The sequence below is a fragment of the Burkholderia sp. AU30198 genome, assembly GCF_020419825.1.
GTDB lineage: Bacteria > Pseudomonadota > Gammaproteobacteria > Burkholderiales > Burkholderiaceae > Burkholderia.
In genome coordinates, this window is sequence record NZ_JAIZSA010000010.1 from 82,183 (window position 1) to 97,008 (window position 14,826).

Annotated in this window: 13 protein-coding genes; 8 read left to right on the forward strand and 5 right to left on the reverse strand. The window is 68.5% G+C overall.

The genetic code is table 11. The features are described 5' to 3' along the window. Nucleotides 1-164 precede the first annotated feature (164 nt). Nucleotides 165-1,376: a pyridoxal-phosphate-dependent aminotransferase family protein gene (locus tag LGN19_RS21965; RefSeq protein WP_122944602.1), complete on the forward strand. Its 1,212-nt coding sequence runs from the start codon at nt 165-167 to the stop codon at nt 1,374-1,376. 27 nt (nt 1,377-1,403) lie between these two features. Here the strand turns inward: LGN19_RS21965 and LGN19_RS21970 are convergent, their stop codons facing one another. Next, nucleotides 1,404-2,339: an AraC family transcriptional regulator gene (locus tag LGN19_RS21970; protein ID WP_226217078.1), complete on the reverse strand. Its 936-nt coding sequence runs from the start codon at nt 2,337-2,339 to the stop codon at nt 1,404-1,406. 135 nt (nt 2,340-2,474) lie between these two features. On the opposite strand from LGN19_RS21970, the gene LGN19_RS21975 reads away from it, so the two are divergent. From LGN19_RS21975 to LGN19_RS21985, 3 genes are all read left to right on the forward strand, one after another. Continuing rightward, on the forward strand, nt 2,475-3,365 hold the full coding sequence (locus LGN19_RS21975; RefSeq protein WP_226217079.1) for a DMT family transporter: 891 nt from the start codon (nt 2,475-2,477) through the stop codon (nt 3,363-3,365). Nucleotides 3,366-3,504: 139 nt separating this feature from the next. Next, nucleotides 3,505-4,179: a hypothetical protein gene (locus tag LGN19_RS21980; RefSeq protein ID WP_413227237.1), complete on the forward strand. Its 675-nt coding sequence runs from the start codon at nt 3,505-3,507 to the stop codon at nt 4,177-4,179. Between the two features lie 10 nt (nt 4,180-4,189). Then, the gene (locus LGN19_RS21985; RefSeq protein WP_226217081.1) at nt 4,190-4,786 is read left to right on the forward strand and encodes an RES family NAD+ phosphorylase; all 597 of its coding nucleotides are present in this window, start codon (nt 4,190-4,192) and stop codon (nt 4,784-4,786) included. A gap of 72 nt (nt 4,787-4,858) precedes the next feature. Here the strand turns inward: LGN19_RS21985 and LGN19_RS21990 are convergent, their stop codons facing one another. Next, a complete protein-coding gene (locus LGN19_RS21990; protein ID WP_122944606.1) occupies nt 4,859-6,073 on the reverse strand; it encodes an MFS transporter in 1,215 nt (404 codons plus the stop codon). Between the two features lie 338 nt (nt 6,074-6,411). On the opposite strand from LGN19_RS21990, the gene xdhA reads away from it, so the two are divergent. The 4 genes from xdhA (at nt 6,412) to LGN19_RS22010 (ending at nt 11,584) form a co-directional block, all read left to right on the forward strand. Next, the gene (gene xdhA / locus LGN19_RS21995) at nt 6,412-7,962 is read left to right on the forward strand and encodes a xanthine dehydrogenase small subunit (RefSeq protein ID WP_226217083.1); all 1,551 of its coding nucleotides are present in this window, start codon (nt 6,412-6,414) and stop codon (nt 7,960-7,962) included. 18 nt (nt 7,963-7,980) lie between these two features. Continuing rightward, a complete protein-coding gene (gene xdhB, locus LGN19_RS22000; RefSeq protein ID WP_226217084.1) occupies nt 7,981-10,344 on the forward strand; it encodes a xanthine dehydrogenase molybdopterin binding subunit in 2,364 nt (787 codons plus the stop codon). A 132-nt stretch (nt 10,345-10,476) separates the two neighbouring features. Next, entirely contained in the window at nt 10,477-11,094 is a 618-nt protein-coding gene (gene xdhC, locus LGN19_RS22005) for a xanthine dehydrogenase accessory protein XdhC (protein WP_089472240.1), read from the forward strand. 88 nt (nt 11,095-11,182) lie between these two features. Further along, on the forward strand, nt 11,183-11,584 hold the full coding sequence (locus LGN19_RS22010; protein ID WP_226217086.1) for a polyketide cyclase: 402 nt from the start codon (nt 11,183-11,185) through the stop codon (nt 11,582-11,584). Nucleotides 11,585-11,612: 28 nt separating this feature from the next. Here LGN19_RS22010 and LGN19_RS22015 read toward each other — a convergent pair whose 3' ends face one another. The 3 genes from LGN19_RS22015 to LGN19_RS22025 all read right to left on the reverse strand — a co-directional run bounded on the left by LGN19_RS22015 (nt 11,613) and on the right by LGN19_RS22025 (nt 14,808). After that, a complete protein-coding gene (locus LGN19_RS22015; protein WP_043189348.1) occupies nt 11,613-12,560 on the reverse strand; it encodes a LysR family transcriptional regulator in 948 nt (315 codons plus the stop codon). 69 nt (nt 12,561-12,629) lie between these two features. Continuing rightward, complete coding sequence (locus LGN19_RS22020; RefSeq protein ID WP_226217088.1) at nt 12,630-13,268, reverse strand: DsbA family protein; 639 nt, start codon at nt 13,266-13,268, stop codon at nt 12,630-12,632. 94 nt (nt 13,269-13,362) lie between these two features. Then, nucleotides 13,363-14,808, reverse strand: coding sequence for a TAXI family TRAP transporter solute-binding subunit (locus LGN19_RS22025; protein ID WP_122944611.1), 1,446 nt, complete (start codon nt 14,806-14,808; stop codon nt 13,363-13,365). Nucleotides 14,809-14,826 lie beyond the last annotated feature (18 nt).

The window sequence follows — 14,826 nt, forward strand, 5'->3', positions numbered from 1 at the left end:
GATCCGCGCACGGCCGGCTGGCCCGGTTCGGCGACCGGGCCAGCGTCGTGCTGTCCGGTCGCGCGTGCCTCTTGCGCGAGGCGGCGGAACGCGGAATGATCGATCAGTTCGCCATGTCGTGCGGCGGGCGCCCGTGCACTTCCTTTCCTCACTTTTTACCAGCCATGTCCATCGATTACTCGCCGATTCCCTGTCCCGTCGTCGTGCCGCTCGACGCGATCCTGCCCGAAGAACCGCTGCTGATGATGGGGGCCGGCCCGGTTCCGATCCCGGCCGCTGTCGCGAAGGCGAACACGATCGTGATCAACCACCTCGGCGCGACGATGGCGAAGATCATCGAGCAAGTGAAGGAGATGGCGCGCTACGTGTTCCAGACCCGCACGAAGTGGGTGCTCGGCGTCGCGGGCCCCGGTTCGGCCGCCATGGAAATGGCGATCTCGAACCTCGCTTGGCGCGGGACGCGCGTGCTGTCGATCCGCAACGGCTTCTTCAGCGCGCGGATGGCCGAGATGGCCACGCGCGTCGGCGCCGACGTTTCGACGCTCGAAGTGGCCGACCGCGCGGTCGCGAGTCTCGACGAGATCGCCGACGCAATCGCCCGCGAGCGGCCCGAGATCGTCACGATCGTGCAGGGCGAGACGTCGAACACAGTGTGGAACCGCGACCTGCGCGACATCGCGGCGCTCGCGAAGGCGGCCGGTGCGCTGGTGGTCGTCGATGCGGTGTGCACGCTGTCGACGATGCCGCTCGAAATGGACGCGTGGGGCATCGACGCGGTGATCACCGGCGGGCAGAAGGGGCTGTCGTCGATCCCGGGCGTGTCGCTGATCGCGTTCTCCGACGCCGCCTGGAACCGGATGAAGCAGCGCCCCGAGCCGAATGCGCACTGGTGCCTCGACATGGCGCTCGCGGAAAACTTCTGGCACAACGCGGGCTATCACTACACGGCGCCGGTGTCGGGCGTGCTCGCGCTGCACGAGGCGCTGCGGCTCGTCTGCGCGGAAACGCTCGAAAGCCGCTTCGCGCGCCACCTGCGCTGCTCGCTCGCGCTGCAGGCGGGTGTCGAGGCGATGGGGCTCAAGCTTTACGCGCCGAAAGACTGCCGGCTCAATTCGGTGGTCGGGATCGAGACGCCTGAGGGGCTTACGCCCGGGATGGTCTGCGGCCATATCTCGAAGCAGTACCAGGTCGAGATTTCGGGCTCGTTCGGGTTGCCGATCGTGCGGATCGGCCAGATGGGCGAGCAGTGCCGCGAACACAACCTGTTCCGCACGCTGCACGCGTTCGGCCGCACGATGGTCGACCTGAAGGTGCCGGTCGATCTGCCGGCCGGTGTCGCGGCGCTCGAACAGGAACTGTCGCGGCGCGGCGCGTAAGCCGCGAAACGACGAGAGGGGCCGCGCTCAGCGGCCCTGCATCGCGCGCCGGTACGTATTCGGCGTCGTGCCGTGCGCGTCGCGAAAGCGATGGCTGAAGTGGCCGGCGTTCGCATAGCCGCAGTCGGCGGCGATCTGCGCGAGCGGCAGCGCCGTCATGCGCAGCAACTCGCGCGCTCGCGCCAGGCGTTGCTCGGCCACCCACGCGTGCGGCGCGCGGCCGAACGACAGCCGGAACATCCGCGAGAAGTGGTATTCGGACAGCGCGGCGACGTCGGCGAGTTCGCCGAGCGTCAGCGGCTGCGTCAGGTAGGTGTCGATGTAGTCGCGCACGCGGCGGCGCACGGCCGGCGCGAGCCCGCCGCGGAACGACGTGTCGGTGCGCGTCGTGCTCTGTCCGCGCAGCAGCAGGCTCAGCACCTCGTGCGCGGTCTCGTTCACGCGCAGCCGTTCGTCGGCATCGTCCCAGCCGTCGAGTGCCAGCGAACGCAGCAGCGTGGCGACGCGCGCATCCTCGAAGTAAGTGCGGTCGGCGAGCTTCAGCTCGCGCGGCTCGCGGTCGAGTTCGCGGATCGCGCGCTGCGTGAAGTGTTCGGGCAGGAAATACAGGTGGATGAAGTGCATCTCGCCGCGCACCCACCAGCGCGATTCATGGTCGCCCGGCAGCGCGCACAGCAGGCTCGGCGCGCCGTAGCGCGGCACGCGCTGGCGTTCCGTCCGGTAGCCGCCGTCGAGGTAGCACGACAGCGTATGGTGGCCGGGCTGTTCGTAGACCGTCTCGCTTTCGTCGGTGATCCGCGTCCATTCGGCGATCGCGAGATGGTCGCCGAGCCACGCGAAGCGCTCGAGCGTCGCGTTCGCGTCGGCGAGCGTGCGGCAGACCGACTGCAGGCCGAACGGCACATCGCCGCCAGCCAGGGCGGCGGGGTGATCGACGGGCGGGGCGGAAAGGGAGAGGCTCATGATGGGCCGAGTATAAGCGGGTGCGCGGCGCCACGTGCGGCCGTCCGAAAAAGACAGCAATTCCGGACAATCGGCGCGCGCTGCGTGGCGGCATAGTCGGGATCCGTTTCACCTGTTTTTTGGATCGTTGCCGCCATGAACCTGTCGCTTTATTTCGTCACCGTGCTGATCTGGGGCACCACCTGGATCGCGATCAAGTGGCAACTCGGCTCCGTGCCGCCGCCCGTGTCGATCGCATGGCGCTTCTGGCTGGCAGCCGCCGTGCTGTTCGCGCTGCTGCGCGTGATGCGCCGGCCGGTGCGCCCGCCGCGCGAAGCGTGGCGCTTTCTCCTGGCGCAGGGCTTCGCGCTGTTCTGCCTGAACTTCCTGTGCTTCTACTACTCGGAGCAGGTCGTGCCGAGCGGCCTCGTCGCGGTGATTTTCTCGACCGCGCCGCTGTTGAACTCGATCAACGGCCGGCTGTTCATGGGCCGTCCGCTGCGGCCGTCGGCGATCGCCGGTGCGCTGCTCGGGCTCGCCGGCATCGCGTGCCTGTTCTGGCAGCAGATGGCCGGCCATCTCGACGACCACGCGACCTGGACCGGGCTTGCGATCGCGTTCGCGGGCACGATGTGCTTCTCGGCCGGCAACCTGCTGTCGAGCCGGATGCAGTCGATGGGGCTGCACCCGCTCGTGACCAACGGCTGGGCGATGCTGATCGGCGCAACGATCCTGACCGTCGGCAGCGCGGTGGCCGGGTTGCCGTTCACGCTCGACACGAGCCCGCGCTATCTCGGCGCGCTCGTCTACCTGGCCGTGCCGGGCTCGGTGATCGGCTTTACCGCGTACCTGACCCTCGTCGGCCGGATCGGGCCGGAGCGTGCCGCGTACTGCACGGTGCTGTTCCCGATCGTCGCGCTGGGCGTGTCGACCGTGTTCGAGGGCTATCAGTGGTCGCCGCTCGCGGTGGTCGGGCTACTGCTGGTGGTGGCCGGCAATCTGGTCGCATTCGACCTGACGCGGCGGTTGTTTCTGCGCACGGCCTGACCGGGAGGCGGCTGTCTGCAGTGTCCCGATGCATCGGTCATCCGCCCGATGCGGGCAACCTTGGGTACGCCGAAAAGTTGACGCGGTTGACTTGGTTGCGAGGCTGACCTATCCTTCATCCTGATCGTGAATGGAGGCGATGATGGGTCGGCATGTGCAAGCGCTCGAGGGCGCCGATGTCATCCTCGATGTGGATACCGAAGTGGCGCTGCGCTGCGCCGTCGGCGCAGCGACCATGCTCGGGCCGGACAAGGCACGAGCATTGCTCGAGCTGTCCGACGCGCAACTGGGTCATCTGTTCAAGGTCGGCATCGCTCAGGTCATCGATCTTGCCGGTGTCGTCACTTTCGGGATCGCCGCCGCGGCGACCCGCGACAGGAAAGCGCCCGGCCGCGCGAAGCCGAATCCGAAGCCGGCCGCGTACGAGGGCGCCGTGCTTTCCGAGGTCGAGCGGATTGCGTTGTCCGAGCGGCAGGCGCTGGTTGCCGCCGGCAGATTGTTGCCGGCCGCCGAACTCTGGGCGGGGCTGGGCATTACCCGGCAGGCGCTCAACAAGGCGCTCGTATCGGGGCGCATCTTCACGGTGGACGTCGGGGCCGCGCAATACTATCCGGCCTTCTATCTGGCAGGCGACATCGATCGCAAGACGCTGGGCAAGGTGACGCAGCAACTGGGCAGTCTGCCGGGCTGGAGCAAATGGCAGTTCTTTACGACCCCGAAGGCATCGCTCGGTAACGTCACGCCACTGAAAGCCCTGTCGCAAGGGCAGGTCGAGCGGGTGGAGCGCGCGGCGGCAGCCTTCGCGGAACGCTAGGAGCGTACGGTTGACGCTGGGGGCGCCGGGCAGGCATTTCGCGCATGCAACGCTGACGACGAAAGAAGTCGCGCCTGCCACGCTGCTCCGTATTTCACGCTACGACACCGGCGAGCCCTACTTCGGCAGGTCGGGCGGCAACCGGTTCGACGATCCGCGCAAGCGGGGCAGGTTCGGTACCTGTTATTTCGGCTTCGACCTGCATTGCGCGTTTGCCGAGACGGTGCTGCACGACGAAGTTGCGGATCTCGAACTCGGCGGATTCCCGCTCGTGACGGCGGAACTGGAGCGCTACGTGCTGTCCTTTACGGGTTCGCCACTGAACGTGGCCGTCCTGCACGGTCTGCCGCTGAAGAATCTGGGCGGCGACGGGGCGCTGTCGACGGTCGTGCCCTACGACATCCCGCAACAATGGTCCGCCGCCGTGCACCGGCACGACCAGCGGGTCGACGGTTTCCTGTACATGTCGAGGCACCTCAACACGTCGGAAGCGCTCGTCCTGTTCGATCGCGCCGCGTCCAGGCTTGAACGCGCGGCTGCAGTGCCGTTCCGCCATCATCCGGAAGCCGCCCGCGTGCTGCGGGAATTCAACATTCTGCCGCGCTAGTCTGCGCCGCACCGCCGGCGGATGGACGATGTACCCGCCCGTTCCGTCCGGCGTCCGCCTGACCTTGCTGCGTTATGCCGCCGCGCCGCTCCCCTCGACCCGCGCCTGACGCTGGTACAGCACCATCGACAGTGCGACACCCGCCGCGGCGGCGGCTGCCGCGAACAGGAACACCTGCGGATAGCCGAACGCGCCCGCGACATAGCCGGCGAGCGGGCCCGTGATGCCGAGCGACAGGTCGAGGAACACCGAGTACGCGGACAGCGCTGCGCCGCGGCTCGCGGGCGGCACGAGCGCGACGGCCTCGACGCCAAGCGCGGGGAAGATCAGCGCGAAGCCGAAGCCCGTCAGCGCGGCGCCGACGAGCGCGACGTGCGGCACGGGCGCGAGCCACAGCAGCACGAGGCCCGAGCATTCGAACGCGAACGACACGATCGCGACGCGGAAGCCGCCGTAGGTCTTGATCGTGTTCGCGAACAGCAGGCGCGCACCGATGAACAGCGTACCGAACACGGTCAGCGACAGCGCGGCGTTCGGCCAGTGGCGCGCTGCGTAGTACAGCGTGACGAAGGTCGCGATCGAGCCGAAGCCGGCCGAGCCGAGCGCGAGGCCGAGGCCGTGCGGCAGCACGCGCGTGAACACGCTCGCGTACGACATCCGCTCGCCGTGCACGAGCGGCACGGAAGCGATCAGGCGTGCGAGGTAGAAGCCGGTCGCGGCCAGTGCGATCACGATCACGCCGATCAGCGCCGGATTCAGCGTATGCGCGATCGCGACGCCGACCGGTGCGCCGAGCGCGAGCGCGCCGTAGGTCGCGATGCCGTTCCACGAGATCACCTTCGCGTTGTGCGTGACGCCGACCCGGCCGATGCCCCACAGGATCGCGCCGGTGCCACACAGGCTCTCACCGACGCCGAGCACGAGCCGGCTCGCGACCAGCAGCACGAGGCTCGCGACCGGCCAGTGCGCGAGCAGCAGCGCGACGAGCAGCAGCACACCCGACACGCCGCAACCGACCAGCCCGCGCAGCACCGTCTGCTTCGGGCCGAGCGTATCGGCCAGGCGCCCGGCGAGCGGCCGCGACGCGAGCGTCGCGAAATACTGGACGCTGATCGCGCCGCCCGCGACGATCGCGGAAAAGCCGAGGTCGTCATGGACAAAGCCCGGCAGCACCGCGAGCGGCAGGCCGATGGTCAGGTAGCAGATGAACGTGAAGCAGACGACGGACACGATTTGCAGCGTGACCGCGAACCCGCTGCGCGGCGGTGTGGCGGAATCGGTTGACATGGGGTCGGAACGAATGAACGAAACGGACGGGGGACGGCGAAAAAGGGAATCGGGATTTTCCCATGGAACCGGTTTTCACGCAGGTACCATTTAGTTAATTGCGACCCGATTTCGTCGCCCGCGGATCGGCGGGGGCATTGCGAAATGGTGGGCGGAGCACCGTGCGGAAAGGGCGCCAGGCCGCGCCGACGCTCATATCGCGGCAGTTATATGGGCCCCATGCGTGATGGGCTATGGGTTGCGGAATTTGATGGTGATAGCGTGCAAACTGTCAGAAAAACGTCGGTCGAGCGCACTGCGCAGGCCGCCTTGCCCCCCATTTGAAGAACCATCGAGACATGAGTGAGCCGATCCGCTTCTACCATCGTCACGCGATCCGCGAAGTCAGCGGCGCGGACGTTACCCGCACCGTGCTGCAATACCTGCGCGAGGACGCGCATTGCACCGGCACCAAGGAAGGCTGCGCGGAAGGCGACTGCGGCGCGTGCACGGTCGTCGTCGGCGAGCTGACCGACGCCGGCGCGGTCGAGTTCAAGGCTGTCAACGCATGCATCCAGTTCCTGCCGACGCTCGACGGCAAGGCGCTGCTGACGGTCGAGGACCTGCGCCAGCCGGACGGCGCGCTGCATCCGGTGCAGCAGGCGATGGTCGACTGTCATGGTTCGCAATGCGGGTTCTGCACCCCCGGTTTCGTGATGTCGATGTGGGCGCTGTACGAGAAGCATGGCCACGAAGGCTGCGGTAGGGCCGGCACGTGCGCGAAGGCGAAGGACGTGCCGACGCGTACCGAGATCGCCGATGCGCTGACCGGCAACCTGTGCCGCTGCACCGGCTATCGCCCGATCGTCGATGCGGCCGTGCAGATGTTCGACGCTCCGTCGCCGTCGGCGCCGGTCGACACGGCCGCGCTGGCCCGCACGCTCGCGTCGCTCAAGCGCGACGACACGTTCGATTACACGACGATCAACGGCGCGCGCTTCGCGGCGCCGCGCACGCTCGACGCGCTGGCCGCGCTGAAGGTCGAGCGGCCCGACGCGCGCATTCTCGCGGGCAGCACCGACATCGGCCTGTGGGTGACCAAGCAGATGCGCCGGCTCGACGACCTGATCTACGTCGGCCAGATCGCCGAACTGCAGCGCCTCGTGGAGCGCGACGACTGGATCGAGATCGGCGCGGGCGTGACGGTCGAGAACGCGTATGCGGCGCTGGCCGGCCAGTATCCGGAACTGACCGAGATGTGGAAGCGCTTCGCGTCGCTGCCGATCCGCAACGCGGGCACGATGGGCGGCAACGTCGCGAACGGCTCGCCGATCGGCGATTCGATGCCGGGCCTGATCGCGCTCGGCGCGCGCGTCGTGCTGCGCGGTGGCGACACGGTGCGCGAACTGCCGCTCGAGGCGCTCTATACGGGCTACCAGCAGAAGGACATGGCGCCGCACGAATTCGTCGTCGGCCTGAAGGTGCCGACCCGCACCGGCGCGCGCGAGAAGCTGCAGTTCCGCACGTACAAGCTGTCGAAGCGGTTCGACTCCGACATCTCGGCCGTGTGCGCCGCGTTCGCGTTCATCGCGGACGGCGACATGATCCGCGAGCCGCGCATCGCGTTCGGCGGGATGGCCGCGACGCCGAAGCGTGCGACTCACACGGAAGCCGTGCTCGACGGCGCGCAGTGGCACGAAGCCACCGCGCAGGCCGCGATGCAGGCGCTCGAGCGCGACTACCAGCCGCTGTCCGACATGCGCGCGACGAACACGTATCGCCTCGATACCGCGAAAAACCTGATGTATCGATTCTGGCTGGAGACGCGCCCGCACGACCCGCTGCCGCCGCAAGCCCTGAATGTGCGTGAAGTGGCCGCCGAACTCGGCACCGACGCGGCGCGCGTCTGAAGACGGAGAACACCGAACATGAACCAGCAAGCAGAACCGTTCCTGAGCACCCTCGACCCGCAAGCCGACGCCGCGCAGGTGCACGTATCGCGCGCGCACGAATCCGCGCACCTGCACGTCAGCGGACGTGCCACCTACACCGACGACATACCGGTCGTCGCGGGCACGCTGCACGCGGCGCTCGGCCTGTCGGCGAAGCCGCACGCGCGGATCGTGTCGATGAACTTCGATGCGGTGCGCGCAACGCCGGGCGTGGTCGCCGTGTTCACGGCCGACGACATCCCGGGTGTCAACGATTGCGGCCCGATCATCCACGACGATCCGGTGCTCGCGAAGGGCATCGTGCAGTTCGTCGGCCAGCCGATGTTCATCGTCGTCGCGACGTCGCACGAAATCGCGCGGCTCGCCGCGCGCCGTGCAAAGGTCGACTATGAGGAGCTGCCCGCGATCCTCACCGCGCAGGAAGCGCGCGCGGCCGAAACCTACGTGATCCCGCCGCTGAAGCTTGCGCGCGGCGATGCGGCTGCGCGGCTTGCCGTCGCGCCGCACCGCGAGTCGGGCGAAATGCTGCTCGGCGGCCAGGAGCAGTTCTACCTCGAAGGGCAGATCGCGTACGCAGTGCCGAAGGACGACGACGGGATGCACGTGTACTGCTCGACGCAGCACCCGAGCGAGATGCAGCACCTCGTCGCGCACGTGCTCGGCGTCGCGTCGCACAACGTGCTCGTCGAATGCCGCCGGATGGGCGGCGGGTTCGGCGGCAAGGAATCGCAGTCGGGGCTGTTCGCGTGCTGCGCGGCGCTCGCCGCGTGGAAGCTGCTGTGCCCGGTGAAACTGCGTCCGGACCGCGACGACGACATGATGATCACCGGCAAGCGGCACGACTTCCATTACCGCTTCGACGTCGGCTACGACGACGACGGCCGCATCGACGGCGTGGCGCTCGACATGACGTCGCGCTGCGGTTTCTCGGCCGACCTGTCGGGCCCGGTGATGACGCGCGCGGTGTGCCACTTCGACAACGCGTACTGGCTGGGCGACGTGAACATCGCCGGCTACTGCGGCAAGACCAACACGCAGTCGAACACCGCGTTCCGCGGGTTCGGCGGCCCGCAGGGCGCGTTCGCGATCGAGTACATCCTCGACGATGTCGCGCGTTCGCTCGATCGCGATCCGCTCGACGTCCGCTATGCGAACCTGTACGGCAAGACCGAACGCAACGTCACGCCGTACGGGCAGACGGTCGAGGACAACGTGCTGCAGGAACTGCTCGGCGAACTCGAAGCGACGAGCGACTACCGCGCGCGGCGCGCGGGCGTGCGCGCATTCAATGCGCGCAACACGGTGCTGAAGAAGGGCATCGCGATTACGCCGGTGAAGTTCGGCATTGCGTTCAACGTCACGCACTTCAACCAGGCCGGCGCGCTGGTGCACATCTACACCGACGGCTCGGTGCTCGTGAACCACGGCGGCACGGAGATGGGGCAGGGGCTCAACACGAAGGTCGCGCAGGTCGTCGCGCACGAGCTCGGCATCCGCTTCGGCCGGATCCGCGTGACGGCGACCGACACCAGCAAGGTCGCGAACACGTCCGCGACGGCCGCGTCGACGGGCTCGGACCTGAACGGCAAGGCCGCGCAGGATGCGGCGCGCCAGTTGCGGGAGCGGCTCGCGGTGTTCGCGGCGAAGCAGTTCGGCGACGGCAAGGTCGATGCGGCCGACGTGAAGTTCGGCAACGACTTCGTGTGGGTGGGCGGCAACGGCGTGCCGTTCGGCGAAGTGGTCGCGAAGGCGTACCTCGCGCGCGTGCAGCTGTGGTCCGACGGTTTCTACGCGACGCCGAAGCTGTACTGGGATCAGTCGAAGCTGCAGGGCCGGCCGTTCTACTACTACTCGTACGGCGCGGCCGTGTCGGAAGTGGTGATCGACACGCTGACGGGCGAGATGCGCACGCTGCGCGTCGATGCGCTGCACGACGTGGGCGCATCGCTGAACCCGGCGCTCGACATCGGCCAGGTCGAAGGCGCGTTCATCCAGGGGATGGGCTGGCTCACGACCGAGGAGCTGTGGTGGAACAAGGGCGGCAAGCTGATGACGCATGCGCCGTCCACGTACAAGATCCCGACGGTGAACGACACGCCGCCCGAATTCAACGTGCAGCTGTTCAAGAATCGCAACGTCGAGGACAGCATCCACCGTTCGAAGGCTGTCGGCGAGCCGCCGCTGCTGCTGCCGTTCTCGGTGTTCTTCGCGGTGCGCGATGCGGTGGCCGCGGTCGGCGACTACAAGGTGAACCCGCCGCTCGACGCGCCGGCTACCGGCGAGTCGATCCTGCGTGCGGTCAGTGCGGTGCGTGCGGCAAGCGCCGGTCAGGCAGGCTGAGATGAAACGACCCGCACGCTCTGTTCGTTCGCTGTCGACCGGAGTTGACGCTTCAGCGCTTACTCCGGTCCCATGCACGGCTCCCCCCGTGGGGGCGGTCAGCCCCCTTGGGGCGGCCCGGCGGAGACTGACATGAACGGCCCCGCACGCTCGCTCCGCACCGCGTCGACCCCGGCGTTCGCGCCTGGCACCGGCCAGCGCAACCGTGCGACCGGCACGCCGGCGCCGATGCACATCGTGCTGTTTGGCGCCGGGCACGTCGGTCACGCGCTCGTCACGCTGCTCGGTGCGTTGCCGTGCGTCGTGCAGTGGGTCGACACGCGCGACGAGCTGTTCCCGGACGAATGTCCGCCGAACGTGCAGCCGGAGCCGACCGACACGCCGGAGGCCGTCGTCGACGCGGCGCCGCCCGGCGCGTACTTCCTCGTGATGACGCACAACCACGCGCTCGACTTTTCGCTCGCCGCGCAGATCATGCGGCGGCGCGACTACGCGTACTTCGGGATGATCGGCTCGCGCACCAAGCGCGTGAAGTTCGAGCGCCGGCTTGCCGCGCGCGGCGTCGATCCGGCGCGGCTCGTGGAGATGGTGTGCCCGATCGGCGTCGCGGGCATCGTCGACAAGGCGCCAGGCGCGATCGCGGTGGCCGTGTGCGCGGAGCTGCTGCAGGCGCGCTCGGGCATGCCGGTGGCCGACGCGAAGGCAGCTGCATCGGGGCGTGCGCGCGACGACGTGTCCTGCGCACGGTAGCGCCGCGCGGCCAGCGCATGGCCGCGCGTTTTTGCATACACTGCACGACGACGCGCGGCATCGGGCCGCGCCTAACCGTGTACGTACCATGTCCGATCATCAGGTTTATCTCGACACGCTCGATGCGAGCCTCTTTGCCATCGAGCGCTGGCTGTCCGGCGTCGATACCGCGCCCGAGGCATTCGATGCGCTGCTCGCGCCGTTCTCCGCCAATTTCACGATGATCCTGACCGACGGACGCGAGGTCGATCGCGACGGTACGCGCGCGCTGTTCGCGAAGCTCGGCGGCGCGAAGCCGGGGCTGCGCATCACGCTGTCGGAAACCCGCGTGCTCGCGGCCGACGCGTCACATGTGACCGTCACCTATCTCGAAGCGCAGCACGCGGCTTCGGGCGAGCTGCCCGCGCGCCGCGCGACTGCCGTGTTCGAACGCGACGCGGCGGGCGTCGTGCGCTGGACCCATCTGCAGGAAACCTTCTGCACAGCCTGAGCGGCCGCGCCCCGTTTCGTGCCGCGGCTCAGCGCTTGCGGCTACGGGGAACCGTCAGCTCGTCGGACACGCTCTGCATCAGCGCGCACAGCCACGCGATGTCGGTCGGGCGGTCGGGCTGCGGATGCGTGAGCAGGTAGCTCTTGATGCGCGGGAACGGCACGGGCGGCGTGACGACGACGAGCGGCAGCAACTGCGCATAGTGCGTCGCGAAGCGGCGCGTCGTCGTGAAGATCAGGTCCGACTGCAGCAGCACCTGCGGCACGATCCCGAAGTAGGGCAGCGTCGTCACGATGCGCCGCGTGAGGCGCGCGCGTGCAAGGCCGATCTCGATCGCATTGCGCTTGTCGCCGGTGTATGGCGTCGGCGCGACGTGCGCGGCCGACGCGTACGCTTCGCGCGTGAGCGGCACGCGTGCGAGCGGGTGCGCATCGCGCATCAGGCACACGATCGTGTCGGAGAACAGGTCCTGGCGCGCGAACTGCGGGTCGGGCTTCGGCCAGTTGCCGATCACGAGATCGAGCGCACCCGATTCGAGTGCCCCCGCATGATCGAGCGCGGGATTCAGCGAATCGATTTCCAGGTGTGCATGCGGCGCCGCGTCGCGAAAGCGCTCGATCAGCGTCGGCATGAAGAAATCGTTCAGGTAGTCGGGTGCGGCGACGCGGAACGTGCGCCGTGCGGACGACGGATCGAAGTCGCCGTGCGGCGTCGCGATGAAGTCGACCTCGCGCAGCGCGCGCTGCGCGGCCTCGAGCAGCGACGCACCGTATTCGGTCGGCACCATCCCGGATTTGCCGCGCACGAGGATCGGGTCGTTCAGCGTCTCGCGCAGCTTGCGCAGCGCGGTGCTGATCGCGGGCTGGGTCTGGTTCAGCCGCAGCGCGGCCTGCGTGACGCTGCGCTCGAGCAGCAGCGTACGCAACACGCGCACGAGCCAGATATCGAGCGAGGCGGTACGGTCGTCGTCTTCCATCGATTGGGGGTGATTCGGGTGAAGCGTAACCTTACCGCAGCCGCGCGTTGGCGTGCGTGATACCGGCCATCACGCACGGCCCTTCGGCAGCGTGCTGATCCGCTTGACCTCGCGCGATTCGAGCCAGTTCGGTGTGCGCGCGCAGTACAGCACCATCGGCAGCGCGTCTTCGCCCCAGAACAACTGCTGGTTCATCCAGAACGTCGGCACGCCGAACACACCGAGCGCGATCGCGTCGGCGTTGTTGCGGGCCAGTTGCGCGGTGGTCTCCTCGAATTCGATCAATTCATCGCCGTGGCCGACGCCGACACGCTCGCACAGTGCCGCGAAGCCTTCCGGCGTCGACGGATCGTTGCCGTCGCGCCAGATGAAGCGGAACATCTCCAGCACGGTCGCGATATCGGCGCGCAGCGCGATCGCGAGGCGCAGCACCTTGTCCGACTCGAACGGGTGCGCGGGCGGCATCTTGAAGCGGATGCCGAGCTGCTCCGCGCGAAACAGCGCGTGACGATACGTGAACACGCGCTTGGCCGGCACGTCGGCGCCGGGGCGCTGCCCCCAGTGACGCTGCAGGTCGAGCAGCGACACGGCGACGGGTTCGAACGGCACGTCGGGCCACTTGTCATGCTGTTCGAGCAGCAGGTAGGAGAACGGCGACACGAAGTCGAAGAACCAGGCGGGCTGGGCGGTATCGAGGCCGGTTGTCATGTCGATCTCCAGTGGGTGGGGCGTGCGGCGCCTGGTGGCGGCCTCCATGTTACGCGGCGGCGCGCGCATGCGGCAATGATCGCGGATCGCCCGCTTACGCGGAACCGGGAGTCGCCCGGGGGGGATCGCCAGCCTGCGGCGGCGCGGTGTCGGCACGTGCGTGCGGCTGTCCACCGGCACCGGGCGGGCTGGCCGTCGGGTCCTGGTCGTGCGCGGTGAGCCGTTCGCGCACGAAGCCGATGTGCTCGCGCAGCACGTAGAACTGCCCGGCATAGGCGAGCGGCATCTTCATCCGGTTCACGGCTTCCTCGATATCGTCGAGTTCGTCGAGCAACTGCACGCGCTCCTCGGCCGTGTGCTCGCCGAGCGCGCTGCGCTCGAGCGCGATCAGCGCGCCGTACCAGCGGTAGATGCGCGAGCGCACGCGCCAGCCGTACAGCGACGGCACGAGCCGCAGCCCCGGGATCAGCACGACGATCAGAGGCACGACCACGACGAGCAGCCGGTCGACGAGGCTCGCGACCCAGAACGGCAGCCGCCGGTACAGGAAGGTCTTGCCTGATTTGTAGTAGCGCGCGGCGTCGTCGGAGAGCTGGAAGCCGCGCGTGACGGGCGACGGGAATTCACCCGCGTGCTGCAGGATCGTCGCGTGGCCGTGCACCTCGCGCGCGGCCTCGATCAGCAGGTCGGACAGCGCGGGGTGCAGCGAGTCGCGCGCGACGAGCTCGATGGTTGGCGCGACCGTGTGGATGTCGGCGGGCGGCAGGTTCTGGCCGAGATCGTAGACACCCATCGGCAGCGTGATCGCGGTCAGGTACGGAAAGCGCCGCGCGTACGCCTCGGCCTGCGTGAACGAATACACGTGCACGCCCGGCGCGCGGAACAGCTTCGCCATCACCGGGATCTGCGTCGAGTCGCCGGACAGGAACGCCGCGTCGATCTTGCCGTCGAGCAGCGCGGTGGCCGCGTCCTCGCCGGCGGTCGGCAGCAGCTCGGTCGAGCCGCCCGGCACGATGCCGTTCATCTTCAGCAACGCGAGGCTCAGCTCGCGCGCGCCGCTGCCTTCCGCGCCGAGCGCGAGCCGCTTGCCCTTGAAGTCGGACAGGCGCGCGACGACCGGGCCGCGGTACATGATCGCGAGCGGCACATAGCCGATGCTGCCGAGCGACACGAGGTGTTCGTCGCGCTCCTTCGGGCCGATGCCGCTCTGCACGAAGCCGACGTCGACCGGCGCGTTCGGGTTCGACAGCCGCGCGAGGTTCTGGGCAGACCCTTCGGATGACTGGACGTCGAGCGTGACGCCGTTCTTCGCGAGGATCGTCTTGTATTTCTGCGCGGCGTTCCAGTACGTGCTGCCGGGCGGCCCGGACGAGATCACGAGCGTGGACGGCGGTGCCGGCTGGATCAGCTTGACCGCGAGCCACACGGCCGCGACGGCGAGCAGCACGGTGGGGCCGATCGACAGCGCGAGGTCGCGCCACGACACCGCGACGAAGCGGGCGAGGATGCGGCGAGGCGGACGAGGGCGGGCTGGCTTCATGGGGGCGGCGGATGACGC